The organism is Rhodococcus sp. MS16 (assembly GCF_013277795.1).
In the GTDB taxonomy this organism is placed as follows: Bacteria; Actinomycetota; Actinomycetes; order Mycobacteriales; family Mycobacteriaceae; genus Rhodococcus_F; species Rhodococcus_F globerula.
Genome location: NZ_VBTM01000004.1, coordinates 319,861 through 343,950, shown reverse-complemented (window position 1 = coordinate 343,950; position 24,090 = coordinate 319,861). Strand labels below are relative to the sequence as shown.

Annotated in this window: 29 protein-coding genes; 15 read left to right on the top strand and 14 right to left on the bottom strand. The window is 61.5% G+C overall.

Annotated elements, in window-relative coordinates; genetic code table 11:
* Window positions 1-2: 2 nt before the first annotated feature.
* Window positions 3-1,205: an LppP/LprE family lipoprotein gene (locus tag FEZ60_RS33095; RefSeq protein WP_172936112.1), complete on the bottom strand. Its 1,203-nt coding sequence runs from the start codon at window positions 1,203-1,205 to the stop codon at window positions 3-5.
* Between the two features lie 122 nt (window positions 1,206-1,327).
* Here FEZ60_RS33095 and FEZ60_RS11130 point away from each other — a divergent pair, with 122 nt between their 5' ends.
* Entirely contained in the window at window positions 1,328-1,675 is a 348-nt protein-coding gene (locus FEZ60_RS11130) for a nitroreductase/quinone reductase family protein (protein ID WP_095886522.1), read from the top strand.
* Here the strand turns inward: FEZ60_RS11130 and FEZ60_RS11125 are convergent, their stop codons facing one another.
* On the bottom strand, window positions 1,676-2,074 hold the full coding sequence (locus FEZ60_RS11125) for a PPOX class F420-dependent oxidoreductase (RefSeq protein ID WP_172936111.1): 399 nt from the start codon (window positions 2,072-2,074) through the stop codon (window positions 1,676-1,678).
* 116 nt (window positions 2,075-2,190) lie between these two features.
* Here FEZ60_RS11125 and FEZ60_RS11120 point away from each other — a divergent pair, with 116 nt between their 5' ends.
* The 3 genes from FEZ60_RS11120 (at window position 2,191) to FEZ60_RS11110 (ending at window position 4,996) form a co-directional block, all read left to right on the top strand.
* Complete coding sequence (locus FEZ60_RS11120; protein WP_346343345.1) at window positions 2,191-3,465, top strand: inorganic phosphate transporter; 1,275 nt, start codon at window positions 2,191-2,193, stop codon at window positions 3,463-3,465.
* Between the two features lie 11 nt (window positions 3,466-3,476).
* A complete protein-coding gene (locus tag FEZ60_RS11115) occupies window positions 3,477-3,806 on the top strand; it encodes a DUF3349 domain-containing protein (RefSeq protein ID WP_080711566.1) in 330 nt (109 codons plus the stop codon).
* A gap of 176 nt (window positions 3,807-3,982) precedes the next feature.
* Entirely contained in the window at window positions 3,983-4,996 is a 1,014-nt protein-coding gene (locus tag FEZ60_RS11110; protein ID WP_172936110.1) for an alpha/beta hydrolase family protein, read from the top strand.
* A gap of 27 nt (window positions 4,997-5,023) precedes the next feature.
* Here the strand turns inward: FEZ60_RS11110 and FEZ60_RS11105 are convergent, their stop codons facing one another.
* Window positions 5,024-5,482, bottom strand: coding sequence for a DUF5994 family protein (locus FEZ60_RS11105; RefSeq protein ID WP_033231058.1), 459 nt, complete (start codon window positions 5,480-5,482; stop codon window positions 5,024-5,026).
* Between the two features lie 171 nt (window positions 5,483-5,653).
* A complete protein-coding gene (locus FEZ60_RS11100; protein ID WP_230589960.1) occupies window positions 5,654-5,911 on the bottom strand; it encodes a hypothetical protein in 258 nt (85 codons plus the stop codon).
* Between the two features lie 155 nt (window positions 5,912-6,066).
* Between FEZ60_RS11100 and FEZ60_RS11095 the strand changes: the two genes are divergently transcribed.
* The 3 genes from FEZ60_RS11095 to FEZ60_RS11085 all read left to right on the top strand — a co-directional run bounded on the left by FEZ60_RS11095 (window position 6,067) and on the right by FEZ60_RS11085 (window position 7,172).
* Complete coding sequence (locus FEZ60_RS11095) at window positions 6,067-6,297, top strand: hypothetical protein (RefSeq protein ID WP_033231472.1); 231 nt, start codon at window positions 6,067-6,069, stop codon at window positions 6,295-6,297.
* 32 nt (window positions 6,298-6,329) lie between these two features.
* Window positions 6,330-6,776 carry a hypothetical protein gene (locus tag FEZ60_RS11090; RefSeq protein ID WP_033231473.1) on the top strand — a complete coding sequence of 149 codons (447 nt, stop codon included), beginning with the start codon at window positions 6,330-6,332 and terminating at the stop codon, window positions 6,774-6,776.
* 78 nt (window positions 6,777-6,854) lie between these two features.
* Window positions 6,855-7,172, top strand: a complete 318-nt coding sequence (locus FEZ60_RS11085; protein WP_172936109.1) for a hypothetical protein — start codon at window positions 6,855-6,857, stop codon at window positions 7,170-7,172.
* A gap of 29 nt (window positions 7,173-7,201) precedes the next feature.
* On the opposite strand, the gene FEZ60_RS11080 is transcribed toward FEZ60_RS11085, so the two are convergent.
* Window positions 7,202-7,594: a VOC family protein gene (locus tag FEZ60_RS11080; protein WP_033231060.1), complete on the bottom strand. Its 393-nt coding sequence runs from the start codon at window positions 7,592-7,594 to the stop codon at window positions 7,202-7,204.
* Window positions 7,595-7,650: 56 nt separating this feature from the next.
* On the opposite strand from FEZ60_RS11080, the gene FEZ60_RS11075 reads away from it, so the two are divergent.
* The gene (locus FEZ60_RS11075) at window positions 7,651-8,472 is read left to right on the top strand and encodes a helix-turn-helix transcriptional regulator (protein ID WP_172936108.1); all 822 of its coding nucleotides are present in this window, start codon (window positions 7,651-7,653) and stop codon (window positions 8,470-8,472) included.
* Window positions 8,473-8,489: 17 nt separating this feature from the next.
* Here the strand turns inward: FEZ60_RS11075 and FEZ60_RS11070 are convergent, their stop codons facing one another.
* The 3 genes from FEZ60_RS11070 to FEZ60_RS11060 are packed head-to-tail and all read right to left on the bottom strand — an operon-like array spanning window position 8,490 to window position 11,393.
* Window positions 8,490-9,599 carry an LLM class flavin-dependent oxidoreductase gene (locus FEZ60_RS11070; RefSeq protein WP_092800901.1) on the bottom strand — a complete coding sequence of 370 codons (1,110 nt, stop codon included), beginning with the start codon at window positions 9,597-9,599 and terminating at the stop codon, window positions 8,490-8,492.
* Complete coding sequence (gene thiM / locus FEZ60_RS11065; RefSeq protein ID WP_033231063.1) at window positions 9,599-10,441, bottom strand: hydroxyethylthiazole kinase; 843 nt, start codon at window positions 10,439-10,441, stop codon at window positions 9,599-9,601. Before thiM ends, FEZ60_RS11070 begins: the two co-directional genes overlap by 1 nt.
* A gap of 43 nt (window positions 10,442-10,484) precedes the next feature.
* On the bottom strand, window positions 10,485-11,393 hold the full coding sequence (locus tag FEZ60_RS11060; protein WP_172936107.1) for a rhodanese-like domain-containing protein: 909 nt from the start codon (window positions 11,391-11,393) through the stop codon (window positions 10,485-10,487).
* A 171-nt stretch (window positions 11,394-11,564) separates the two neighbouring features.
* On the opposite strand from FEZ60_RS11060, the gene FEZ60_RS11055 reads away from it, so the two are divergent.
* The 6 genes from FEZ60_RS11055 to FEZ60_RS11030 all read left to right on the top strand — a co-directional run bounded on the left by FEZ60_RS11055 (window position 11,565) and on the right by FEZ60_RS11030 (window position 16,767).
* Window positions 11,565-12,251, top strand: coding sequence for a GntR family transcriptional regulator (locus tag FEZ60_RS11055; protein WP_033231065.1), 687 nt, complete (start codon window positions 11,565-11,567; stop codon window positions 12,249-12,251).
* 187 nt (window positions 12,252-12,438) lie between these two features.
* Window positions 12,439-13,602, top strand: a complete 1,164-nt coding sequence (locus FEZ60_RS11050; protein WP_172936106.1) for an ABC transporter substrate-binding protein — start codon at window positions 12,439-12,441, stop codon at window positions 13,600-13,602.
* Complete coding sequence (locus tag FEZ60_RS11045) at window positions 13,583-14,668, top strand: iron ABC transporter permease (protein ID WP_095886526.1); 1,086 nt, start codon at window positions 13,583-13,585, stop codon at window positions 14,666-14,668. The genes FEZ60_RS11050 and FEZ60_RS11045 overlap by 20 nt, the downstream gene beginning before the upstream one ends.
* A complete protein-coding gene (locus FEZ60_RS11040) occupies window positions 14,661-15,452 on the top strand; it encodes an ABC transporter ATP-binding protein (RefSeq protein WP_033231067.1) in 792 nt (263 codons plus the stop codon). The genes FEZ60_RS11045 and FEZ60_RS11040 overlap by 8 nt, the downstream gene beginning before the upstream one ends.
* On the top strand, window positions 15,449-16,081 hold the full coding sequence (locus tag FEZ60_RS11035) for a hypothetical protein (RefSeq protein WP_172936105.1): 633 nt from the start codon (window positions 15,449-15,451) through the stop codon (window positions 16,079-16,081). Before FEZ60_RS11040 ends, FEZ60_RS11035 begins: the two co-directional genes overlap by 4 nt.
* Complete coding sequence (locus tag FEZ60_RS11030; RefSeq protein ID WP_172936104.1) at window positions 16,078-16,767, top strand: hypothetical protein; 690 nt, start codon at window positions 16,078-16,080, stop codon at window positions 16,765-16,767. The genes FEZ60_RS11035 and FEZ60_RS11030 overlap by 4 nt, the downstream gene beginning before the upstream one ends.
* Here the strand turns inward: FEZ60_RS11030 and FEZ60_RS11025 are convergent.
* The 4 genes from FEZ60_RS11025 to gatC all read right to left on the bottom strand — a co-directional run bounded on the left by FEZ60_RS11025 (window position 16,741) and on the right by gatC (window position 20,444).
* The gene (locus tag FEZ60_RS11025) at window positions 16,741-17,271 is read right to left on the bottom strand and encodes a hypothetical protein (RefSeq protein ID WP_116101491.1); all 531 of its coding nucleotides are present in this window, start codon (window positions 17,269-17,271) and stop codon (window positions 16,741-16,743) included. The genes FEZ60_RS11030 and FEZ60_RS11025 overlap by 27 nt on opposite strands.
* Before the next feature lie 72 nt (window positions 17,272-17,343).
* Complete coding sequence (locus tag FEZ60_RS11020; protein WP_033231475.1) at window positions 17,344-18,471, bottom strand: NDMA-dependent alcohol dehydrogenase; 1,128 nt, start codon at window positions 18,469-18,471, stop codon at window positions 17,344-17,346.
* Window positions 18,472-18,666: 195 nt separating this feature from the next.
* A complete protein-coding gene (gene gatA, locus FEZ60_RS11015) occupies window positions 18,667-20,148 on the bottom strand; it encodes an Asp-tRNA(Asn)/Glu-tRNA(Gln) amidotransferase subunit GatA (protein WP_045070375.1) in 1,482 nt (493 codons plus the stop codon).
* Window positions 20,145-20,444, bottom strand: a complete 300-nt coding sequence (gene gatC / locus FEZ60_RS11010; RefSeq protein ID WP_033231072.1) for an Asp-tRNA(Asn)/Glu-tRNA(Gln) amidotransferase subunit GatC — start codon at window positions 20,442-20,444, stop codon at window positions 20,145-20,147. The genes gatA and gatC overlap by 4 nt, the downstream gene beginning before the upstream one ends.
* Before the next feature lie 254 nt (window positions 20,445-20,698).
* Here gatC and FEZ60_RS11005 point away from each other — a divergent pair, with 254 nt between their 5' ends.
* The gene (locus FEZ60_RS11005; protein ID WP_033231073.1) at window positions 20,699-21,349 is read left to right on the top strand and encodes an amino acid-binding protein; all 651 of its coding nucleotides are present in this window, start codon (window positions 20,699-20,701) and stop codon (window positions 21,347-21,349) included.
* 55 nt (window positions 21,350-21,404) lie between these two features.
* On the opposite strand, the gene FEZ60_RS11000 is transcribed toward FEZ60_RS11005, so the two are convergent.
* Both FEZ60_RS11000 and ligA read right to left on the bottom strand, forming a co-directional pair.
* Window positions 21,405-21,893 (bottom strand): GNAT family N-acetyltransferase, encoded by a 489-nt coding sequence (locus FEZ60_RS11000; RefSeq protein ID WP_033231074.1) that lies wholly within the window; start codon window positions 21,891-21,893, stop codon window positions 21,405-21,407.
* A gap of 53 nt (window positions 21,894-21,946) precedes the next feature.
* Entirely contained in the window at window positions 21,947-24,046 is a 2,100-nt protein-coding gene (ligA, locus tag FEZ60_RS10995; RefSeq protein WP_141484480.1) for an NAD-dependent DNA ligase LigA, read from the bottom strand.
* Window positions 24,047-24,090: the final 44 nt, after the last annotated feature.

Sequence of the window (24,090 nt, the reverse complement as noted above, 5' to 3'; positions counted from 1 at the left end):
CCCTAGTTACAGCCGCTCATATTCAGCAGCTCGGCCGGCAGATCGTTCTGCATGACGACCTCGTTCCCGTCCCAGACGAAAGTAGCGGTCGCCAAGCCGCTCGGATTTGAATTCGAGTCCATACCGCGCGGCCACCTGTACTGCACCGTTGCACTCTCGCTGGTGCCATCGACAACGGTGGTGAATCCGAACGCACATGACGTCGCAGTTCCGAGGTACTCACCTCGATGGAAAAACATCACGTGCTCCGGCGAACTGCCCGTGCCTCCCTTGGTTTCGACGACGGCGTAGCTCAGGTCGGCGCACGGATCGAAGTTCGTGTCCCCCATGAAGATCCAGTCGATCCCGGGGATCCTGGCATCGGCAGGAACTTGCGCGACGGCACTCGTGATCGCAGTGTTCTGGGAAGCGTTACCGCACTGGAGCGTTGACGCCGTCGCGGGATCGACAGCATTGTCGCCACACAGCCAGGGCCAACCTGTCAGCTGCCGAAGATTCTGCGGCTCCGCACTGAAGGTCTCCTCTTCACCGAACATCGAGCCATCCCCAGACCCGCCTCCGTTCGCAGCGTCATATGTGTAGGAGGTGACCTTCATCGACGGCCGGGCGGTAGATCCGCCGTACGGCGAGATGAATTTCCACACCTCGATCGGCCTATCGGTGTCGCCGGTGCAGCGGACCGCAGTGTCGTAACCCTCGCCGCTGTGCAGCTTCCACTCAACGGGGTTGCCTTCGTACAGCGAGACCGGCGGCGACATCACCGCGAGTGTCGAGTCCTCCCAGGACCAGACCTTGTACGCGGCGCTACCTCCGAGATCGGATGTGGCGATGACTACTTCAGCCCCCGGACGCCCGTCGATGTCCCACGCTCCGACAAATCCGCCTGTTCGTTGAATCGCCGGATCCGCGAGCATGGTGGACTCGGTCGCCGCCACCTGGGCTTCGGTGCCGGGCATCGTGAGAACCACTATCTGATCGTCGACTCGGCCGATCGAATCGTCCAGGCCGTCCCCATCGACGTCCGCCAGCGCCACATCGACGCAGCGCAACCTCCCCGCACAGACGTCGGGCACGGATGCTTCCGTCGACGTCGAGAATTCCGTGCTCTCCCCCACCTGCGCCGCACCGTCGATCGATTCCGATCCACACGACGTGAGTACTACTACCGCCGACGCACACACAAAAACTGCCAACTTGGTTCTCACATTGCCCCCTGATCCGATCACCGGAGATACCCGAGAATCATAAAAGTCCCGTTGAGGTAATCGGGGTTAAGCTGGCGAACGAATTTCGAGACGGCACCATCGAGATGATCGAGGATAGACCTATGAACACCTTCCAGAAGTCTGCGGCGGCCATCAACAAGGTGGTCTTGGCCGCGATGCGCGTGCCGCTTGTCGAAAAGCTCATCGGCGGTTCGACGGCCCAGATCACCTACACCGGACGCAAATCCGGAAAGACCTTCACTTTGCCTGTTTCCTACCGCCAGAAGAACGACGAACTGTTCATCCGAGTTGCACTTCCCCAGAAAAAGAACTGGTGGCGCAATTTCCTCAACGAGGGCGATCGGATGCGCGTCAAAATTCGGGGAATCGATCGCACCGGGCACGCAGTCAGCACCCGAGACGACAAGGGCAACGTATCCGTGAAGGTGACCCTGGACCCAGTCGGCTGATTACAACGACCCTACGGCGACAACGACGCCCACGTCGCCATAGGGAAACGAGCCCTTGCCGATATGGCCGAGCTTGTTGAAAAATTTCGAAATCGGCACCATCACACCATATTTCGCTTTCACTTTGCTTTGAATCTCGTCGAAGTCGGGACCGGAACTCACCAAGGTAGCCGTCCCAGCGGCAGGCACAGCACCGGGCGCCGGCTTCCCGCGGTTGTTGCACGGCACAACGGTCACCCGTGGATTGTTGCGCAACCGTTTTGCCTTGCCGGATCTCGAGGACGTCCAGAATCCGATGCGGCCACCGGACAGCGGCACAACCCACGTGGGTGTCACGACACCATCGCCGCTCTTTCGGAAAGTGGTAACCGCGATAGTTTTCTCTTCGCCGAGGGACATCGATCGAGCGTATTCCTGTTCAGTCGAAGTGACCACAGAAACAATTCGGCTAGAGCGCTCGAACACCAGCGGCCAAGTCCGTTTCACCGACCGCTCGTCAGGGAATATCTATACACGTGAATGCGGAACTGATCGTTCTCCTGGTTGTTGTTGTCACCGCGCTCGGGTTCGACTTCACGAATGGTTTTCACGACACCGGAAATGCGATGGCCACCTCGATCGCTACCGGAGCGTTACGCCCCAAGGCAGCAGTGGCCCTATCCGCATCGCTCAACCTCGTCGGAGCTTTCCTCTCCGTCGAGGTGGCCGCAACGGTAGCCAAAGGTGTGGTGAACCTCGGAAATGTCGGTGGCCAAGCGCTCCTGACGATAGTGTTCGCGGGCCTTGTGGGCGGCATCATCTGGAACCTCGCCACCTGGCTGCTCGGTATCCCGTCGAGTTCCTCTCATGCACTGTTCGGCGGCTTGATCGGCGCAGCAGTTGCGTCGCTGGGCATGAATGGCGTCGCGTGGAGCGGCGTCCTGAGCAAAGTAGTTATTCCGGCAGCGCTGGCACCGCTCGTTGCCGGCTTGGTAGCAACAGCAGGCACATGGCTTGTCTACCGAATCACGTCGAACGTCCGCGAAAACACCAAGGAGCGAGGCTTCCGCTTGGGCCAAATCGGTTCAGCCTCACTGGTTTCTCTCGCTCACGGGACCAACGACGCTCAGAAGACCATGGGCGTCATCTTCTTGGCTCTGGTCGCACACGGCACCATCTCCGCCGACGCTCCGATGCCGTTCTGGGTCAAGTTGACCTGTGCGCTCGCGATTGCGGCGGGCACTTACCTGGGCGGGTGGCGGGTTATCCGCACACTCGGCAAGGGCCTTGTCGAGATTGCCGCACCTCAGGGAATGGCTGCCGAAGCGTCTTCCGCTGCAATAATTCTCACCTCCAGCCACCTCGGTCTCCCGCTGTCCACAACCCACGTGGCAACGGGCTCGATCCTCGGAACCGGACTCGGACGCAAAGGTGCCGAAGTCCGCTGGAGCGTCGCACGACGGATGGGTATCGCGTGGTTGATCACGCTCCCCTCCGCTGCACTCGTCGGAGCCGCGTGCTGGGGCCTGGTAAATGTCGTCGGTGGACTGCCCGGAGTGCTCGTGGTCTTTGCGATTCTCATCGCAATGGCCGCCTGGATGTACATCCGCTCCCGCAAGGAACCCATCGATCCCAGCAACGTCAACGCTGATTGGGACGGCGCTCTGGTTCCCGCCGAAGTTCCGGGACCCGACGTCAGCGTCCTCACCGAAACCATCGTCCCCACCGAAACCATCGTCCCCACCGAAACCATCGTCCCCACCGAAACCATCGTCCCCACAGAAACCAAAACCCTGCACCTACCGAACTGAAAGTCATCACATTGCCTGCACCGATCCCATCATTGGCACAGTCGATCCTTACGTGGCTACGCGTCGGTTATCCCGAAGGGATCCCACCGAAGGACCGAATCCCTCTCATGGCATTGCTTCGCCGCCGACTCACCGACGCGGAGGTTCGCGAAATCGCAATCGGTACTGCACTGGCCGAACTGATCGACGACAGCAGCGACCAGGTAATCAGAGGTGACGAGATCAGTGCCCAAATCTCTGATGTGACAAGCCAAAGCGCTTCCGACCAGGACATCGCACGCGTCGCAGCAGTCCTGGCGGCGGCGGGTTGGCCGCTCGCCGACCTCGACGCAGGCCGATGATCTCCTCTTGATCGACCCCTATGAACCAGTAGCGGCAAACCAACCGCTTCGGTATCAATGCAGTAACAGATCCGCAATTGATTGACTCCGCCCCCGGACAGTTCGCGAGAATGCAGTAACTCGGGGGCTCTGCCAGATTTCTCGAGCACACCACTAAAGGGGCGGGAGTGGCGCGAATGCGATTTTTCCAACGAGGGATGACAAAACAGATTCGACAAGTCAAGTCCAGGACACGTCGTTGGTCGGGAACCGCGGCACTCGCCCTGACGCTTCCGTTGGCGATTGGACTGATCGGATCCTCGGTGGCCGCCGCAGCACCGGCACGAACCGCACAATCCGGCGGCTACGAAGAAGTTTTTGTCGACTCCTCGATGGGTCCCATCAAGGTTCAGATCCAGTGGGCATCTCGCGGCGGCAACGCTGCCCTGTACCTGCTCGACGGGCTCCGCGCTCGCAATGACCGCAACGCCTGGAGCTTCGAGACAAATGCATTCGACCAGTTCCGCGACAACAACATCACGTTGGTGATGCCGGTCGGTGGCCAGTCGAGTTTCTACTCCGACTGGTATTCGACCAGCAATCTCAACCGCCAACCAGTCACATACAAATGGGAAACATTTCTCACCCAGGAACTTCCTGCTTACCTCGATACTCGTGGCGTCTCGCGGACCAACAACGGTGTCCTCGGCCTCTCGATGGGCGGCAGCGCAGCACTGACCCTGGCCGCCTACCACCGCGACCAGTTCAAGTTCGCTGGATCATTCTCGGGATACCTCAATATCTCCGCGCCCGGCATGCGTGAAGCGATCCGGGTTGCGATGATCAGCGCCGGATCCTTCAACGTCGACGCAATGTGGGGCCCACCGTGGAACCCGGCGTGGTTGCGTAACGATCCCCTCGTTTTTGCACCGGAGCTGAGGGGCCTGTCGATGTATATCTCGGCGGCGAGTGGATTGCCGGGAGAATTCGACAAACCCCGACGACCAGTGGACTTCGTCAACACCGGTAGCGCAATCGGACTCGAAGCACTCGCCTTGCTCAACACCCGAGCATTCCAGGTACGCCTCAACACACTCGGCATTTCTGCCACGTACAGCTTCCCGTCCAACGGAACCCATTCGTGGCCGTACTGGGGTTCTGAGCTATGGAAGGCACGCGGTCAGATCCTCGACACACTCAACGCCTGGTGAGCGGCTGCCTGTGACACAGACCCCGACTCACGGCACTCGATAGGTGTCTCCACACGTAGGATCCACCAGACGGCGCATGATGTCGTACGCCCGATCCGGATCGACGTATGGCGGAATCATCATCAACACAAGTTGCCGACCGTAGATGTCGTCGAGATACATCAAATCTACGGGTTGACCTGGATACGGACCTCGAACTTCGAGGCCGTCGACCTCGTCGATACGACGCTGCGCAGTGCTCACCGTGTTCCAGTCGAACGCAACCCGGGTAATCGGCCCTAGACGCAACGAGAGTGCTGATATCAGATCGTGTAGCTCCGCTGTGACGTTGGTGGTCCAGGGGAACCAAGCACCGTCGACATGCGACTTCACCGCGCCCTGACCCCGCAGTAGGAACCGTGGTGTTCGGGTAGGCGAAGGAAATGGTTGACCGGGGTGTCGCGGTTGCGTTTCCATCCCGAAGTCGATGGTGTTTGTGTGCGCCATGACGGACGCACCTTAGATAAAACGTTCATGGGACCGTCAGGCGTACGCCGGATCATGAGACCCATGTCATCCAGAGTACGCCGCCCGGGCTGTCCGAAATCTCCTGCCGCGATGGCGATCCAGCTCAACGTCCGGGAGCCCTCGAGATCCACCGCGAACCCGGAGCGGTGGTCAGCCGCCCAATTCGGCGATCATCTGACTCAATGACGCGGCAGCCAATGTCAATTCACCTTCGACCGGCGATTTTCCGCCGGACGGCAATCGCTCGCTGAGTTGCTCGCGCGTCACGATTGAGATTCCGTCGGATTGGAATCCTTCCTCGTGCGGTTCGTAGACTGCGATACCGCCGTCGACGGCCACCAGTTCCGCGTGCGGGTTGCTCCGGAGAAGAGCTCGCAGGTGTTCGACAGTCACGGTCAGATCGTTCATGCGCATCTCTTTCGCGTCGACAACACCACACCTGGGCATCCAGTAGGTACCCACTGACAGTGACTCGAAATCAGAGCCGAGAATTCCGGTTTCGCAACGCCGGTGACCGGGCACAGCGATCGAGTACAGCGCGCAGACGAATGGACGTGACGGCTATGAGCACGGAAAAGCAGTTATTCCTCGCGACACGTTTGGACGAGTTGATCAGAGACTTGGAAGCGGATGCACCAGCGCCTGCGCAAGGTCCCCCTGGCCATCCCGACGGGCTACTCGTCACAGCACAACGGCATCGGGCGGAGGTTGACACAGCTGACGCCAAGCACATCGACGAGATCATGAGCGCTCACCCGGAGATTGCCGCTGCGTGGTCGGACAGGTCGACGTAGGCCCGCGAACGCGACCGCCGACGGACGTGATCATGAAGGCACTGCCGGCAATACTGACGAGCGTCGTGGTTGTGTGTGTCGTGGCCGTGGGTGTTTATCTCGTTACCCAGAGATCGCCACATGGCGACACTTCGCGCCCACTCGCCGATACGTCAGCCATCATCGACGGGCAACCGACGACGTGCACCGAGTTGTTCGGCGCGACGTGCAGCTTCGACCTGCAAACCGAGTACAACCGGTGGGGCGAGGCGATCGATAGCTTCGTGAACTCCGGACTGCTCGGACCCTACGCCCGCAGTATCGGATTTGTCCCCGCCGCGAAGCTGAGCCTGCAGGCATGTGGCGTCAGCAACACCACAGGCCGAACCGTCCTCGATTTCAACGACCTGGCTCGGGTGGAGAACCCCGATGCCAGCACGACCGACCTCTTCCCGTTCTGGAATGCGTCTCGCCAATTCGTATGTCCTGCAGCGCCTTAACGTCCCAACGGCATCCGTCGTCCGGGTCGCGACAGGAGCATGCCAGGCGCTGCCACATACTGTTCCCATAGTCGCAGCATGCGACACCTACTGGAAGCGGTCGACGGAGCAATGGCAACTGACATACCCAAACATGATCGACGCCAACGCCTCATGGGATCCGTGGCGCAGATCGTCATCGGCCTGCCGCTAGGCCTGATCGCTGCTGGAACGCTCTGGCAAGCGCTGCCTTTTCAATCCGGGATCGTCATATTCGTGACCGCCGTCGTAATTACACTTGTGCTGCCGGCACTCGTCGCCGCCCGCTTTCGAACTTTGACACCCGGCGCTGTCGCATTCGCGGTATCGGCGACGCTACTCAACCTGCTGGTGGCACTCGTCGTTCTCGAGTTCTGACAAGATACCTCGCGCTCAAAATGATTGGGTCAGAGCGCGGCAAACAGATCGACGGTGTTTCCGTCCGGATCGAGTAGCACCGCATAGCGCTGCCCCCACACGGCGTCAAAGGGTTCCTTGTGCCCGGGAAAGTCTGTGGTGATCCGCTTGTAAGCTTCGTCGACGGCCGCGGGGGTGCCGAAATCGAAAGCCAGAGCCACGGGGTGTCGGCCCGCGACCGTCGCATATTCAGGGTCGAAACTCTTGATCGTCGACTCTGCATCCCACGCCAGTCGCAACCCGTTGCCGAAGGTGAACTCGACGTGTGGGGCATCGGACGGCGTTTCGGGGATGTCGAGGCCCAGACTGCGGTAGAACGCAAGGGAACGATCGAGATCGGTAGTGACAATTCCGACGAGGTCGAGACGGGGTGAAACCGACACTGTGTTCTCCTGTTTTCGGTTCGAAAAGTAGTCGACGAGTGTGTGACGATCAAGAGATGACTGCCATGGACGCTCGCACCACACACGGTAGTCGCAGTGCAGAGTCCGGTCTTGAACAAAACGGCCACACATACACCGAACAACGCATCACGGGCACGGACCTCTTCAGTTGCCTGTGGACAAGCACATCATCTGCAGCCGAATCGACGCCGACGACCACGGCATCCGAGGAACCCGTTGCCACCCACCGGATCATTCCGGATCTCTGCGCAGACTTCATCGTCGACAGCACCGGCAAAGCCTGGCTGGTCGGCCCGGCAACCGTCGCAGATCTCGTCACGACGGCACCTGGAGTGACCCGGTGGGGAGTTCGTATCAATCCCCCGGCGCTACGTTCGATACTCGGAACCGACGCCGAGATTGTGCAGGACACCAAAATCGATTTCGGCGACGTTCTCTCGTCACGCCAGGCCCGGATACTGGCCGACGCGCTGCGAAGCACACGCGTCGACGCAACACTCCTCGAAAACCTCTGGCCGAGTGTCTGTCCCGATGATACGGCCCAGATCGGCTACGCAGCGTTGACCGCGTCGCCCGAAATACGGGTCCGCGAAGTGGCATCGGATCTCGGGGTTTCCGAGAGACATTTCCGCCGCACAATCGCTGCGTCGACTGGACTCTCTCCGAAGACGATCCAGCGAGTCCAACGTATGCAGAACGTGCTGATGCTGGCCCGCGGCACGAACACATCCGCGCACATGTCACTGGCAAACCTTGCGGTGCACGCCGGATACGCCGATCAGGCCCATCTGTCTCGAGATGTTCAGGCACTGACCGGCGTCACTCCGACCCAGCTACTGCGCGAGCACCGCCGCTAACGCGAGTGCCGCACAGATCAGTCCAGTTCGTCGAACCGCGGAATCAGGTACTCCGACACCCATTTTGCTTCTTCGATGAGGGGCCATCCGGCGAGAATGAGAGCGGTCAGGCCCGTGCGCTGCCGAAGGGTACGCACCGAATCGGTGATCGAATCGGGGTCGCCGACGTAGTAGACCGCCGACGAACCGGTTCCGAAGATATCGAGCGGCGACCACGCGGTGATGCCGGCATAGAGCCCGTCACCGACATACAAGTCTTCAGGTTCAGGGAGCCGACCCGCGGCGATTGCATCGACCCACCCTTGGCGCTGCGAGTCGCGGGCGGTGAAGGTCTTGAGATCCTGCGCGCCGTGTGTGCGTCGACGCACCGCGTTGTCGAGAACCTCTGCAATCTGCTCGATGCCTGTCTTCTCGAACAGCGACCGGAATCGTTCGAGGGCTTCGTCTTTCGTAGGCCTGACGATCACGCCGGTCAAAGCACCGAAGTCTGTGAATTCGCGTCCAGCGGCGGTTGCCGCATCCCTTGCGGCCGAGAACTTCTCCTCGATGAAGGACGTTTCACGGAGCATCGCCAGGTACGTGTCGAGCACCTTGCCTGAATTTGCCAGGCCTGCAGGCGAATCCCCGGTTCCCCACAGCGGAACCTGGTGTCCCACCGGCGCGTCGATCCGCAACGGTGTGTTGGGGAAGTTCGACTCGGTGCCCTCGGCGTAGATGCGTCGGAAATCAGCCCAGTACTGCTCGCCCAGTTCGTACCGCTGATCGTGGTCGACGTTCATGTCGTACTTGGTCAGGATGTTCTCGCGGCCGTTGACCGAGTTGATCATCAACCTGCCACCACTGAAAGCGTCGAAGGTCAGCGCCTTTTCGGCCAGCAATCGTGCCGGCGTCATGTTCGCGTAAATCGCGACCAGGAACTTCATGCGACTGGTGTGGGCTGCGGCCCACGTCGCGGAAATGAACGGATCGTTCGGCCAGGTCGCTACCAGTGCACCTTCGAATCCGCCGTCGTCGATCGTCTTCGCAAGTTCGATCTGGCGCGCGCCGTCCACCGGGTATAACCCACCGGGGCTCCACGGGTAGTCGCCGTCGGCCTGGGTGAGATACCAGAAAGTCTTGACGCTCATCAGTTCTGCACTCCAGCCGGCAGTTCGAAGGATTCGACGCGGGCCCGCGCCCGAACGGTGTCAGCATCGACGGCATAGAGCGCGTCCAGATAGGCAACCGCAAACGATCCGGGGCCGGTGGAGTTCGCCTCGGCGATCTCGGACGCAACCGCAACGTGAGTGTGGGCTGCAACAAGTCCTTCCAGCGGCGTCTGTGCCACAGCAAGATACGCAGCAACAAGGCCACCCAGGGAGCATCCGGTGCTGGTGACACGGGGAAGTAGTGCGCTGCCGCCCGAAATCTTGACGCCGACCACGACGCCGTCACGATCACGTCCGACGACGTAATCAACTGGGCCCGAGGCAGATACCGCGTCCGTGTACTTCAGCAGTGCAAGCGCCGCCGGAACAGCATCGATCGAATCGGATGCACTGTCGACGCCGCGGGTATCGCCACCGAGACCGGCGAGCGCGATGATCTCCGACGCGTTTCCGCGGATTGCGGTCGGATGGAACTGAAGAAGGTCCACGGCAATCTCACTGCGCCAGGGCAATCCGCCGACACCGACCGGGTCGAGAACCCACGGTGTGCCTGCGCTCTGCGCTGCTTCGGCTGCAACTCGGAACGCCGCTGCGGTCGCGTCATCCGGAGTTCCGAGATTGACCAGAACTCCCCCGGCGATCGCCGCAAATCCGGCCGCCTCGTGGACATTGTCGATATGCGCATTACTCGCGCCTGCCGCCAAGAGAACGTTGGTCAGGAAGTTGGCAGAGACGATATTGGTCAGTGATTGAACGAGCGGCACCTGCGCGCGAAGCGCTTCGAGCGCCGAGGCAACGGTGTCAGCAGAGACGTCAGACATGGATTTTCCTTCGAGAATGTGAGGTCGGTACGGGGCCGGGCGATCAAGACTCGCGACATCGATCGCCTTCGGCGGGCTCGATTCCCGTGACCATCGGCAAAGTGGGGTCGGCGGTCCATTCTTCGAGAGAACCGTCGTACACCTTGATGGCGTCGTAGCCGCTGATCACCAGTCCGAGCGCGCTCAGACACGCGGAAACGCCTCCGCCGCAATAGATGATGATCGGTGCGGCGCTCGCCGACAGTTCCCGCGCACGGACGGAGACATCCGTGGCAGGGAGCATCAATCCGTTGTCGTCCAGCAGGCTTTTGGCCGACAGATTCCGGCTTCCCGGGATGTGCCCACGACGCGAGTATCTCGTTTTCTCGGTTCCGGCAAATTGCTCAGGTGACAACGCACAAACAAGGGTGCCCGACGAGGTGCCTGCAGAGACCGCGGCGACATCGTCTCGATCCGCCCACAGGTCCAGATCGACAACGCCCCACGGCGCAACAGAGTGTGCAGGTGCTCCTTCATCCCCTGATTCGACGGGAAACCCGTGCCACGTCCAGGCCGCCAATCCGCCGTCGAGAACCCGCGCGTTGATTCCCGCATTACGCAGCACCCACCACAGCCGCGAGGCCCAGGTCATCGAGCCTTGGTCGTACAGGACGATCGTCGAGCCCACACCGATCCCGGCAGCGGCCAGGTCGAGGGACAATTGCTCGGCCGTGGGCTTCGTGAAGTGCAATGACGCATCGCGGTCGGAGAACGTTGTCATGAGATCTACGTGGCGAGATCCGGGAATATGCGCGTCGGCCCAGCCTGCGTAGCCCGATTCGGGGCGGTAATCACCGTCGAATCGTGCAGGCGGGAAATGCACCGTGACGTCGAGAACTACGACGTCGCTGCCAGTCAGCAGCTGCGCAAGCGCCTCACTGCCGATCAACGGCGTGACCGATGTCTGTGTCACCGAAGCACCTCTCCGTAGTTGAACCAAGCAAGTTGAACAAAGCAAGCTGAACCAAGCGAACTGAAACCAACGCCCACGAACTTAAGTGAGTACTAGCGTATACGCAAGTACTCATGCGTTGTCGGTGGCATAATCAAACGCGCTTCACTCACGGAGAAGGAACGGGGAAACATGGGCGTCGAGGAAACCACGACCAGCGCAGAATTACTGGTGCCCGAGGCGGCACTGGGACGTTCCGACCAGACTTCCCGCCAGTACCTTCGGTTGCGGGCCGACATCCTCGACGGAAAGTTTGCCCAGGGCGCCCCGCTGCACGAAACCCAATTGTGCGAAACGTACGGCGCCTCGCGCACACCCATCCGCGAAGCCCTCAATTGGCTTGCGCACGACGGACTTCTCGAGCGCGCCGCCCGCGGCTTCCGAGTGCGATCCGGAACACCCGAAGACGTCATCGAAATCTACGCTGCGCGAGTGGCTTTGGAGTCCGAGGCCGCCGGGGCAGCTGCGTTGCGACACACCGAGTTGGACCTTGCGCGCCTCGAAGGTCTTCATGACCAGTGCTGCACAGCCACTGACGGCGCAGCGATTCGGGCCGGCAATTTCAAGTTCCATGAAGCACTCTGGCAGTCCGCACACAATGCGACGATCACGTCACTCCTGATCAGGTTGACCACCCAACTGCGGATCTACGACAGCGGACCGCCCTCCAACTACGGTGAACCCGATCTACTGAATTCCGAGCATCAAGACATCCTGACGGCAATACGAGGTCGCGACGAGAAGTCCGCCCGTGAACATATGCGGGCTCACCTCGAACGTAGTCGCGAGCAGCGCATCAAGATGTTTGCAGGTCGCTGACCGGAGAAACTACCGACACCACGACCGCTCGACCATCCTTCGGACGGACCGGGCGGTCTTTGTCATGTCTATCGCGCCACATAATTAGGCAAGTCAACCCTTAGTAAGGATATGCTAGCTTAATTCCCGTTAGAAATTGTTTCAGTTTTCGATAACCATCACCACGCCAAGTCTTTTCGGAGAAATCATGCCCCCGAAGCACACCCCCTCCCCTCTTGCCGGTGCCCTGACGCGGCGCCAACTCATCCGCTCGATGGGCGTCGCAGCAGCAGCACTCGGCGCATTTGGTGTCACCGCTTGCTCTTCTCGGACACCGGTATCCGAGACGGCGTCGACCGGCGCCACAAGCGGTCCGTTCACGGTCGTGGATCAGTACCAGAACACGATCACCTTCGACACCCCGGTCGGCCGCATCGCGTCGGCGATCATTCCGGTTCCGTCGATGATTGCCGGCTGCGATCAGTCGATCTCGCGCAATGTCGGCGTCAACTCGAGTGCGATCTCGCTGGCCAAGAACGGCATGCTCGGGGTGATGTTCCCCGAATTCCTCAATACCCCAGTTGTTTCCGGACCCGACTTCGTTCCGAACGTCGAGCAGATCCTCTCACTCAACCCGGATGTCGTGATCCAGTGGGGCGACAAGGGCGACGACATCGTGGCGCCGCTGCGCAACGCGGGTCTCAAAGTCATCCTCCTGAAGTACGGAACGCAGGAAGACCTCGAAGCCTGGATCAACATCTTCGGAGACCTCCTCGACAAGAAAGCCGAAGCGCAGGAAATCCTCGCGCGCATGGCAACCGACCGCAAGACCGTCGAATCCATTGCCGCTGCATACACCGCCACGGCGCCGCGAGCGATGTACTTCTACAGCACCCCTGAAACCAAGGTCTCGGCCGACAACACGTACATGGACTTCTGGATCACCCTCGCCGGTGGCAAGAATGTTGCCAGGGGCGCCGGAAAGGGAACCAGCGTCGCCGTCACCAAGGAACAAATCCTCACGTGGGATCCCGAGGTCCTGGTTCTCGGAAACTTCGACGCAGCAATCCCGCAGGATATCTACGACGACCCCAACTGGGCATCCCTGAGCGCCGTGAAGAACAAGCGCGTCTACAAGGCGCCCATCGGCGGATTCTCGTGGGACCCGCCGTGCAACGAGTCGAACTTGATGTGGCTCTGGGTCGCTGAAATCTTCTATCCCGAAGCGAAACTCGATCTCGATCTGCGTAATCGTATTCGTCAGACGTACACCTCGTTGTACGCCTACGACGTTTCCGACGCCGAGATCGATCGCATCCTGCACCTCGAGTCCAACCAGGTGAGCGCCGGATATGACTCGTTCCGCGCTTGAGTCGGACGCGGTACCTTCCGGTAGCGAGAAAACTGCCGGAAGGCCCTCCCGGTACCGGGCTTTCACCGTTCCGCTGATCCTGACGTTCGGCATCCTCGCTATCGGTCTGGCAGCTCTGGCCATCGGCCGCTACACGATCCCCGTCAACGAGGTCGCCCGCATCCTCATCGATCGGGTCATCCCGCTCGAGCAGACGTGGACCGATGTCGAGTCGCAAGTTGTTCTCGGCGTACGATTCCCGCGACTTCTGCTCGGAATGCTTGTCGGTGGCGGTCTTGCACTGGGCGGTTCCGCACTGCAGGCCGTATTCCGCAACCCCTTGGTGAGCCCTCAGGTCCTTGGCGTCTCGTCCGGCGCATCCTTCGGCGGAGTCCTTGTCCTGATGCTCGGTCTCGGTTCAGCTTTCTTGGTCGGCGGTGCATTCATTTTCGGTATCGCCGCCCTGATCATGGTGATGGCGATCGGAAAGACCCGTTCCGGCAGTTCGATTCTCATGATCGTGCTCGGTGGCGTGGTGACCAGTGCGTTCTTCTCGGCGCTTGTCTCGTTGATCACGTACCTCGCCGATCCGTACAGCACGCTGCCGTCAATCGTGTTCTGGCTCATGGGTTCCCTGGCCACCGCAGACATGGGCAAGGTGGCAATCGCCGCTGTTCCCATCCTTCTCGGCAGCGCGGTCATTCTCGGGTTGCGATGGCGGGTGAACATCCTTTCGCTCGGCGACGACGATGCCGCGTCACTCGGCGTGAAACCGCACCGCCTGCGCATGCTGCTGCTGGTCATGGTGGCGTTCATGACGGCCGGCGCAGTGGCGGTGTCCGGTGTGATCGGCTGGGTCGGCTTGGTTGTACCGCATCTGGCCAGGCTGTGGGTCGGCCCGGATCACCGGGTCTCGATGCCGACGACGTTTGTTCTCGGCGCCGCCTACCTGACCGTCATCGACACGCTGTCACGCACGATCAGTCCGGGCGAGATTCCACTGGGCATCTTGACGGCCATCATCGGTGCACCGGTCTTTGTTGTTCTCCTTCGCAATTCGAGCAGAAGGGCCTTCATCGATGCTTGAGCTCATCGACCTCGGGTTTCGGTATTCAGGACGGGACTGGGTTTTTCGCCACACGAATCTCACCATCGCGTCGGGCTCGATCACCTCGATCCTTGGTCCAAACGGCAAGGGCAAGACCACCTTGCTCCGCTGCATTGCCGGGCTGAATACCGCTCAGGAAGGCCGCGTTGTCCGCGATTCGAACATCGGCTACGTTCCGCAAGCTACCTCGTCGAGTTTTGCGTACTCGGTCTTCGACATGGTGCTGATGGGCCGAGCGAAAAAGGTGTCGACCTTCGGGGTTCCCAGCAAAGCCGATGTGGCCCAGACCCGTACGGTACTCGAGCGAGTCGGCATCGATCACCTCGCGACATCGAACTTCACCGAACTGTCCGGCGGACAACGGCAACTGGTCCTGATCGCGCGCGCACTCAACACCGACTGCACCTTCATGATCCTGGACGAACCCGTCTCGGCGCTCGACCTGCGAAACCAAGCGCACGTCCTCCAACTTCTGCGCGAACTCGCGTCAGAAGGCATGGGCATCCTACTGACCACCCACCATCCCGATCACCCACTTCATCTGGGCGGCGACGCCGTGGTGATGTTCAGTCCCGAAGAGATCGTTGTCGGTCCGGTGGCGACCCTCGTTACCGGTGAGACCCTCTCTCGGCTCTACGGCATCGATGTCGCCACCGACACAGTCCACGACCGCGGGAATCCACGCACCGTGGTCTACACCCGCTACGACAATTTTGCGGCGGCCGGAAACGACCTTCGCCTCACAGAAAGCTCACTCACATGACCGCCGCGCTACACGCAACAACTCCGGTTCTGCACTTCGTGATGGGGTCCAACGCCGGCATGGCCGGCGGCACGTCGGACACGGATGTCGTCCGCAACGTAGACCTCTACGAACTCGACGCCTTGGACCTGACTTCTGTTTCCGGACTCATCGTCAACGGCAACTGCGATCAGATCTACTTGGAACGACGCAAGGACGTCCTCACGGACTTCGTCACCGCCGGCGGCCGGATCGCGATCATGGGGCATCCCCTGACGGATTTCCTTCCCGGCCTGGGACAGTGGTGCAAATTGCAGTACTCCGGCCCCAAAGATCTGGCAATCTCCGCCGGAAGCCCGCACCCCGTGTGGGCAGGTGTCGACCCGGCCGATCTCAGTTTCCGCAAGGAAGTCTCCGGTTTCTACGGGCGTGGCTACAGCCAGAAACTTCCGGACAACGCCATCGTCACCAATTACATCGGCCGCCACGGACTGCCGGTCGACTACGTCTACCCACTGGGCAAGGGCGAGGTGCTGGTGCACGGAGGAATCGATCTGGCTGTGTTCCAGTCCGATCCGAATACGTCGGCACGCGTCTACCCCCAGTTGCTGTCCTGGCTTGCCCAGCTCGACCGAACGGAAAACCGATGACCATACTCAACGAAACCGCCCTCGAAGCATTCAACCGCACCGACCGCGCTCCCCTGTCCACGCGCAATCTCGCTCTGGTGCACGGCGGCTCGCATTTTCATCTGCAGACCCTCGAGGATCCGGCCGTTGTCGCGCACCAGCCGGATTTCCATTACCTCGCTGATCTTCAGCCCGGCGATCTCGACGACGTCACGACGCTGATCCTGGCCGATCGTTTGCATCCCGAGCTTCTCCGCAAGCACGCCGCCGAGTTCCTCGCTGTCGCCGAACGCGGTGGCACCCTCGTCGTCCTCGGTGAGAACGCCGCACACACATGGCTACCCGGTGTGACCTGGAGCCCGCGTCCCACCAACTTCTGGTGGTGGCGAACCGGCGAGGACCCGTTGATCCGCACACGCAGCCACGATCACGAATCGTGGAAATATCTCACCACGAAGTCTGTGATCTGGCACCACCACGGCCTGCTTCACACCGACGCGGACGTTGTGCCACTGCTGATCTCGGAAGAACCCGACGCGGAGGGCAGCCCCTGTGACGCCGGTATGATGTTGTTCGAGGACACCACCTCGACTCCCGGCCGCATCATCGCCACGACGCTGGACCCGACGTACCACCACGGCAACAACTTCATGCCGGGTTCGACGCGATTCCTCTACGCGCTACTGCGGTGGGTCGATCACACCTGACGGCACTACGTCGTAGACCTCGTCGGCCGGTTGCGCCATAACTCGATCAGTCATCTCCTGCTTGAGCACCACCAACCGGGCCTCTGCTTCGGGGCTTCGGCTGGGAGTGCGTGACAGCTCGATGAATTCGTCCACGACGAAGCCCTCACGCAGGATCAGCGTGACACTCTCATCACGGTAGTCGATCTGGAATACGTACAGTTCCAGCGTAATTCCCCGCTCGGGGCGGGCAAGGGAGCCGTCGACGGTGTATCGACCTTCGGTGACTGCGCGAGTGACCAGTTCGACAGTGTCCCGCACTCCAGGGCCACCGTGCGATGTCGTGACAACAAGCTCGCGCCGCTCGACGGGCTCATCCTGCCCCAGGACTCCGAGTGCACGTTCGAGCACTTTGTAGGCGTGGGCAACACCGCCGGGCGCCAAAGGTCCGTGGTAGCGCAGGGCGTCGGCGAAGGTGAAGTCCAAGGTCGTTCCCTGATCGATCACCGTGAGGCTGTTGGTCATGACAGAATCCTTGCAGAAAATCGGGCTCTCCGGCACCACTGCCGGAGAGCCCGAGTCAAGGACAGTGAAAGATCAGTAATCGTCCTCGGTGTAAATGATCATGCCGCGCAAGTTCTTTCCCGCGAGCATGTCGGCGTAGCCCTCGTTGATCTCCTCGAGCTTGTAGGTGTTGGTCACCAACTCGTCGAGTTTGAGTGCGCCGCTGCGGTAGTGATCGAGCAGCTTCGGAATCTGGGAACGCGGGCCGACACCGCCGAAGATGGCTCCCTGCAAGCGCTTCTGCAGCAGTGTCAGCTCGAACAGGCTGAGCGTCACCTGCGAATCGGCGTAGTGGCCCATGCCGACCACAACAACCTGACCGCCCTTACCCGTGGCGCTGAGGGCAGGTTGAATGATGTCGCCGTGGATCTCTCCGACAGTGATCACGGTGACGTCGGCCATCTTGCCCCACGTGAGTTCACCGATCGCGGGGATAGCTTCCTCGAGCGAGGCGAAGGTATGAGTTGCGCCGAATTCCTTGGCCTTCTGCCGCTTGAATTCAACCGGGTCGATCGCAACAACAAAGCGCGCGCCCGCAGACGCGGCACCCTGCACCGAGTTGATGCCGACACCGCCGACTCCGATAACCACGACCGTGTCACCGACCTTTGCGCCGCCGATAGCCGTCGCCGATCCCCAACCGGTCGCGACGCCACAGCCGAGCAGCGCTGCCTTGTCGAGTGGGATGTCCTTCTCGATCTTGATCACCGAGGACTCGTTGACCGTCACGTACGGAGAGAACGTGCCGAGCAGGCACATCTGAATGACGGGCTCACCATCGAGGGTGACTCGGTACGAATTATCCGAGATCGATTGTCCGGTAAGCAGACCCGCACCCTGGTCGCAGATATTCTGCAATCCCTTTGCGCATGACGGACAGCGTCCACACGCCGGAATGAACGCCAGTACAACGTGATCACCTTCGACGACGCTCGTAACGCCCGGTCCCACCTTGGTCACCACTCCGGCACCTTCGTGCCCGCCCACGGCAGGATAGAAGGGAAGCGGGCTTGCACCCGTCCGCAAGTGCTCGTCCGAATGGCACAGCCCCGATGCGGCAAGCCGAATCTGCACTTCTCCGGAAATCGGATCACCCAGATCGACCTCTTCGATTTCCCACGGCTGACCTGGCGCCTTGACTACTGCTGCCTTGACCTTCACCAGCACTCCTCGAAATTATTCGTGATGCACGGACGACGACGGACCGAATCGGGACTTGTGTCCTCGATCACACTCCACCTACGAGTGTGCCCGATGGGGGCCGAAAATATCGGCGCTCAGACGATCACCTTCAGACGCGACAATGCCGCCACCGAGAAACTAGTGACGGCATTGTCGAAAGCACGAGATCTTCGCTCAGACAGCGGTACCGATCGGGCCACGCGCTGCTTCGTACGCCGCACCGACACGGTACAGACGCTCGTCCGCCATGGCCGGAGCCATGATCTGCAGACCGACAGGCAGATTGTCGTCCGCCGAGAGACCCGACGGCACCGACATGGCGCAATGGCCGGCCAGGTTGGTAGGCAGGGTGCAGAGGTCGGAGAGGTACATCGCGAGCGGATCGCCCACCTTCTCCCCCAACTTCCACGGCGTGAACGGACTGGTCGGCGAGACCAGAACATCGACCTGCTCGTACGCCTTGTCGAAATCGCGAGCGATCAGAGTGCGAACCTTCAGGGCTGAGCCGTAGTAGGCGTCGTAGTAGCCCGAGGACAGTGCGTACGTGCCGATCATGATGCGGCGCTTGACCTCCGGACCGAAGCCGGCAGCGCGAGTGGCTGCCATGACCTGATCGGCGCTCATGTTGCCGTCGTCGACGCGCATGCCGTAACGCATCGCGTCGAAGCGCGCCAGGTTGGACGAGACCTCACTGGGCAGCACCAGGTAGTACGACGCGAGCGCGTACTCGAAGCTCGGGCACGACACCTCGACAACCTCGGCGCCGAGAGCCTTCAGTTGCTCGACAGCCGCGTCGAAGGACGCGATGACTCCGGGCTGGTAGCTGTCGGAGTGCAGCTCCTTGACGACGCCGACCTTGACGCCGCGCAGGTCTCCGTTGGCACCTTCGCGAGCCGCGGCAACCACCGGACGCACGGGAGCGTCGATAGACGTGGAGTCGCGCGGATCGTGTCCGGCGATGACCTCGTGCAGCAGCGCGGTGTCGAGCACGGTGCGACCACACGGGCCACCCTGATCGAGCGACGACGCACACGCGACAAGACCGAAACGCGAGACGGTTCCGTACGTGGGCTTGGTGCCGACGGTTGCCGTGACTGCGGCCGGCTGGCGAATGGATCCACCGGTGTCGGTGCCGATGGCCAACGGTGCCTGACGGGACGCCAGCGCAGCTGCACTACCGCCGCCCGAGCCGCCGGGGATACGCGTGGTGTCCCACGGGTTACGCGTCGGGCCGTACGCCGAGTTCTCGGTGGAGGAACCCATCGCGAATTCGTCGAGGTTGGTCTTGCCGAGGATCGGAATGCCTGCGGCGCGAAGCTTGCTCGTCAGGGTCGCGTCGTACGGCGCCACCCATCCTTCGAGCATCTTCGACGCGCAGGTCGTCGGCATGTCCGTGGTGGTGAAGATGTCCTTGAGCGCAATCGGCACACCGGCGAGCGGCGATACGGGCTCGTTTCCGGCTGCCAGGGAGCTGTCGACGGCAGCAGCGGCTTCGAGCGCCTGATCGCCGGCGACGTGCAGGAAGGCGTGGTACTCGGAGTCGACTGCAGCGATGCGATCGAGGTGCGCCTGGGTGACCTCTACCGAGGACACCTCACGCGAATGGATCTTGTCTGCCAGAACCGAGGCGTCCAGCGTTGTCAGGTCGGCGGTCATTCGCCCTCTCCAAGGATCTGCGGAACGGCAAAGCGATCCTGTTCGACTGCGGGTGCACCGGACAACGCCTGATCCGGGGTCAACCCCGGCACGATGACGTCCGGTCGGGTGACGTTGGTGACGGCATTGGGGTTCGCCATGGGCGGAACGTCGTCGGCCGCAACCTCGGTGACCACCTTGACGTGGTTGAGAATCGAATCCAACTGACCGGCGAACTCGTCGAGTTCTGCGTCGGACAGTGCGAGTCTGGACAGCCGCGCGAGGTGCGCGACCTCGTCACGGGAGATGGCAGGCACCGCGGGGCCCCTTTCGGAAGAGGACGTATTCATTGCCGGTCCAGCCTAGTTGCTCGGCTCAGCACACTTGTAGTCGCGCCTCGCGTGTCCACCGCCACGTCCGGTTCGACCGAAGTGTTTCGGTCATGTCACAACCTCGTACAGCGGGCGTGACGGGGCCGCGGCGCCGACCATCGACACGGCGACAAGTGCAAAGATGACGTACAGCGCGAGTCACCACGACCCGGGCGACAACCGAAAGCGAAAGGACGAACGTGTCATACCTGCTCCGCGTCAGTCTGCCCGACCGTCCCGGTAGCCTCGGCGCACTCGCCGTCGCACTGGGTTCCGTCGGAGCCGACATTCTCTCCCTCGACGTCGTAGAGCGAGGCGACGGTTTTGCCATCGACGATCTTGTTGTCGACGTCGAACCGGGAGCGCTACCGGACACACTCATCACGGCAGCCGAGCATCTCCCCGGCGTATCGGTGGATTCCATCCGTCCGTACGCGGGAATCCTCGACACCCACCGTGAGCTCGAACTCATCGACTCAGTCGCCACCGCAAAGGACGATCGCCTCCAGGTACTCGTTGACGGCGCCCCGCGAGTGCTGCGAGTGGGTTGGTCCGTCATCGTCGACATCGGCCCGCAAGGGGCATATCGGGTGGTCGGCAGCTCGGGCGCACCCGAAACTCACGCCACCGAGGTCCCGTGGATGCCCCTCGAGAAGCCGGCAGTCCTCGACGGTGAAGCCGACTGGGTGCCCGAGGTGTGGCGCGACATGGACACCAGCCTCGCCGCCGCACCATTGGGTTCGGGCGGTCGAGTCCTGATGCTCGGACGCCCCGGCGGGCCGGAATTCCGGCCGTCGGAGATTGCCCGGCTGGGTTATCTCGCCGGGATCATCGCGACAGTTCTGAGCTGACAACGACAGTTCCGGGTTATTACAGTTCTGGGTTACTACAGCTCTGGGTTACTACTCAGGCCAGGTCGCGCACCAAGACGGTCAGCTCCATACCCCGGATCGGTTCCCACGCCCGGTCCGGGTCAGGGACAAATCCGTTGCGATCGTAGATACGACGCGCATCGACCATCTCCGGTTGAGTCGACATGACCACCGAGTGATCGCCACGGTCGTACGCCTCGGCGATCACGGCGCGTACCAAAGCCGTACCCGCTCCCGATCCGCGAGCATCGGGTGAGACTGCGAGCATGCGGAATTCGAGTTCGCCGGCCTGCGCTACGTCCGCGAACGGCGTTCCCGGTTCTGCCACGGTGAGCGATCCCACAACGCGGTCAGCGAGAACCGCGACCAGCACTCGGCCGTCCTGCGCCCGAGTTGCCGTGTCGCGCAGACGCTCCGCGTACGGGGTTCCTTCGGCAACAAATCCGCCACCCACGTAAGCCTGCACAGTCAGCTCCCCTACGGTGTCGAACTCGTTGGGGAGGATTTCGCGAATCTCGATCATGGCGTCACTATTGCACCCTGCGTACCGAACTCGGAAATCGCAAAGCGAAGTAGTTATTCGTCCAATTCGGTGGGTGTTACCGCGTCCGGGCCACCTTCGAGCAACCGACGGAAGCCGTCCTCGTCGAGCACGGGCACGCCCAATTCGACCGCCTTGTCGTGCTTGGAACCCGGTGCTTCACCGACAACCACAAACGCCGTTTTCTTCGAAACGGAACCGGCTGCCTTACCGCCGCGCACGAGGATCGCTTCCTTCGCCTGATCGCGGGAGTACGTCTCGAGGGAACCGGTGACCACGATAGAGAGGCCCTCGAGGTTGCGCGGAATGGAATCGTCTCGCTCGTCCTCCATTCGCACTCCAGCGGCCGCCCACTTGTCCACGATCTGCTGATGCCAGTCCACCGTGAACCACTCGACCACTGCGGCGGCAATCGTGGAACCGACGCCGTCTACAGCTGCCAACTGCTCCATCGACGCTTCCCGAATGCGTTGCAGCGAACCGAATTCCCCCGCCAACGCTCGCGCCGCCGTTGGACCGACATGCCGAATGGACAGTGCCACAAGCACTCTCCACAACGGCTTGTCCTTGGCCGAATCCAGGTTGGCCAGCAAGCGTTTTCCGTTTGCCGAGAGCGCTCCGGCGTTGGTCCGGAAGATCGGCACACCGATCAGAGTGTCGGCGTCGAGTGAGAAGAGATCACCTTCGTCGTCGATGGCCTTCGCTTCGAGAAGACCGGTCGCAGCCTCGTATCCGAGCACCTCGATGTCGAAGGCCCCGCGGCCGGCAACATGGAACACCCGCTCACGCAGCTGCGCCGGGCAGTGCTGCTGATTGGGGCAGCGCACGTCGACGTCGCCCTCTTTTGCGGGCGCCAGCAATGTGTCGCACTCGGGACAATGCGTCGGCATGACAAACTCGCGCTCGGTGCCGTCGCGGACGTCGGCCACCGGTCCGAGAACCTCGGGGATGACGTCGCCCGCCTTACGCAGCACCACGGTGTCACCGATCAACACACCCTTGCGCTTGACCTCACTGCCGTTGTGCAGCGTGGCCAACGACACAGTCGAACCGGCTACCGTTACCGGTTCCATGTACGCAAACGGCGTCACACGTCCGGTTCGTCCGACGCTGACGCGAATGTCGAGAAGCTTGGTCGTGACCTCCTCGGGCGGATACTTGTACGCAATCGCCCAACGCGGCGCTCGTGACGTGGTGCCGAGACGGCGATGCAACGACATTTCGTCGACCTTGACCACCAGGCCGTCGATCTCGTGCTCGACGTCGTGGCGATGTTCGCCCCAGTACTTCATCTTGTCCACGACGGCGTCCGCCCCGACAACGCGTGACGTGTGCGTCGACACCGGCAGACCCCACGCGGCGAGCGCGACATAGGCGTCGTACTGCGACGCGGGCTCGAAGCCCTCCATGCGGCCGAAACCGTGACAGATCATGCCGAGGCGTCGACGCGCCGTCACCGCGGGATTCTTCTGGCGCAACGATCCGGCGGCAGAGTTTCGCGGGTTTGCGAAGGGCGCCTTGCCTTCTGCGACCAACGACGCGTTGAGTGCGGCAAAGTCCTCGAGGCGGAAGAACACCTCACCACGCACTTCGAGCACGCTGGGGATCGGGTACTCGTCCGTCGCGGTGAGGTATTCCGGGATGTCGTTGATGGTGAGCGCGTTGAGCGTGACCAATTCGCCCGTGCGGCCGTCTCCACGGGTGGCAGCCCGCACGAGCTTGCCGTTCTCATAGACGAGGTTGAGCGCAACGCCGTCGATCTTGACTTCACACAGGTAGTGCAGATCCGGCCCGGTTTCCTGCTCTACCTTGGCAATCCAGCCGCGCAGTTCGGACTCGTCGAAAACGTTGTCGAGGCTGAGCATGCGCTCGAGGTGATCGACCGAGGTGAAATCCGTAGCAAACCCGCCGCCCACCAACTGAGTCGGTGAGTCAGGAGTCCGCAAGTCCGGATACTGCTCTTCGAGGGCATTGAGCTGACCGAGCAGTGTGTCGAATGCACCGTCCGAGATGGTCGGTGCATCACGAACGTAGTAGCGGAACTGATGCTGACGGACCTCCTCGGCCAGCTCCATCCACTGCTCACGCGCCTCGTTGGGCGCAGGCTGCACGGTTCCCTCGGTGGTTTCACTCACAAGACAAGAGAATATCGGTTCTCACCGACAGAAAAGCACCGCGA

What these genes read in the sequence shown, in the direction of transcription:
- gatA (WP_045070375.1), bottom strand. Translation starts at nt 20,148, where the DNA reads ATGACCGCCGACCTGACAACGCTGGACGCCTCGGTTCTGGCAGACAAG.
- FEZ60_RS11125 (WP_172936111.1), bottom strand. Translation starts at nt 2,074, where the DNA reads ATGTCCCTCGGCGAAGAGAAAACTATCGCGGTTACCACTTTCCGAAAG.
- FEZ60_RS11055 (WP_033231065.1), top strand. Translation starts at nt 11,565, where the DNA reads ATGGGCGTCGAGGAAACCACGACCAGCGCAGAATTACTGGTGCCCGAG.
- FEZ60_RS11105 (WP_033231058.1), bottom strand. Translation starts at nt 5,482, where the DNA reads ATGGCGCACACAAACACCATCGACTTCGGGATGGAAACGCAACCGCGA.
- FEZ60_RS11000 (WP_033231074.1), bottom strand. Translation starts at nt 21,893, where the DNA reads ATGATCGAGATTCGCGAAATCCTCCCCAACGAGTTCGACACCGTAGGG.
- FEZ60_RS11070 (WP_092800901.1), bottom strand. Translation starts at nt 9,599, where the DNA reads ATGAGCGTCAAGACTTTCTGGTATCTCACCCAGGCCGACGGCGACTAC.
- FEZ60_RS11085 (WP_172936109.1), top strand. Translation starts at nt 6,855, where the DNA reads ATGCGACACCTACTGGAAGCGGTCGACGGAGCAATGGCAACTGACATA.
- FEZ60_RS11025 (WP_116101491.1), bottom strand. Translation starts at nt 17,271, where the DNA reads ATGACCAACAGCCTCACGGTGATCGATCAGGGAACGACCTTGGACTTC.
- FEZ60_RS11035 (WP_172936105.1), top strand. Translation starts at nt 15,449, where the DNA reads ATGACCGCCGCGCTACACGCAACAACTCCGGTTCTGCACTTCGTGATG.
- FEZ60_RS11110 (WP_172936110.1), top strand. Translation starts at nt 3,983, where the DNA reads ATGCGATTTTTCCAACGAGGGATGACAAAACAGATTCGACAAGTCAAG.
- FEZ60_RS11130 (WP_095886522.1), top strand. Translation starts at nt 1,328, where the DNA reads ATGAACACCTTCCAGAAGTCTGCGGCGGCCATCAACAAGGTGGTCTTG.
- thiM (WP_033231063.1), bottom strand. Translation starts at nt 10,441, where the DNA reads ATGTCTGACGTCTCTGCTGACACCGTTGCCTCGGCGCTCGAAGCGCTT.
- FEZ60_RS11050 (WP_172936106.1), top strand. Translation starts at nt 12,439, where the DNA reads ATGCCCCCGAAGCACACCCCCTCCCCTCTTGCCGGTGCCCTGACGCGG.
- FEZ60_RS11075 (WP_172936108.1), top strand. Translation starts at nt 7,651, where the DNA reads ATGACTGCCATGGACGCTCGCACCACACACGGTAGTCGCAGTGCAGAG.
- FEZ60_RS11045 (WP_095886526.1), top strand. Translation starts at nt 13,583, where the DNA reads ATGACTCGTTCCGCGCTTGAGTCGGACGCGGTACCTTCCGGTAGCGAG.
- FEZ60_RS11040 (WP_033231067.1), top strand. Translation starts at nt 14,661, where the DNA reads ATGCTTGAGCTCATCGACCTCGGGTTTCGGTATTCAGGACGGGACTGG.
- FEZ60_RS11090 (WP_033231473.1), top strand. Translation starts at nt 6,330, where the DNA reads ATGAAGGCACTGCCGGCAATACTGACGAGCGTCGTGGTTGTGTGTGTC.
- FEZ60_RS11095 (WP_033231472.1), top strand. Translation starts at nt 6,067, where the DNA reads ATGAGCACGGAAAAGCAGTTATTCCTCGCGACACGTTTGGACGAGTTG.
- FEZ60_RS11100 (WP_230589960.1), bottom strand. Translation starts at nt 5,911, where the DNA reads ATGAACGATCTGACCGTGACTGTCGAACACCTGCGAGCTCTTCTCCGG.
- FEZ60_RS11030 (WP_172936104.1), top strand. Translation starts at nt 16,078, where the DNA reads ATGACCATACTCAACGAAACCGCCCTCGAAGCATTCAACCGCACCGAC.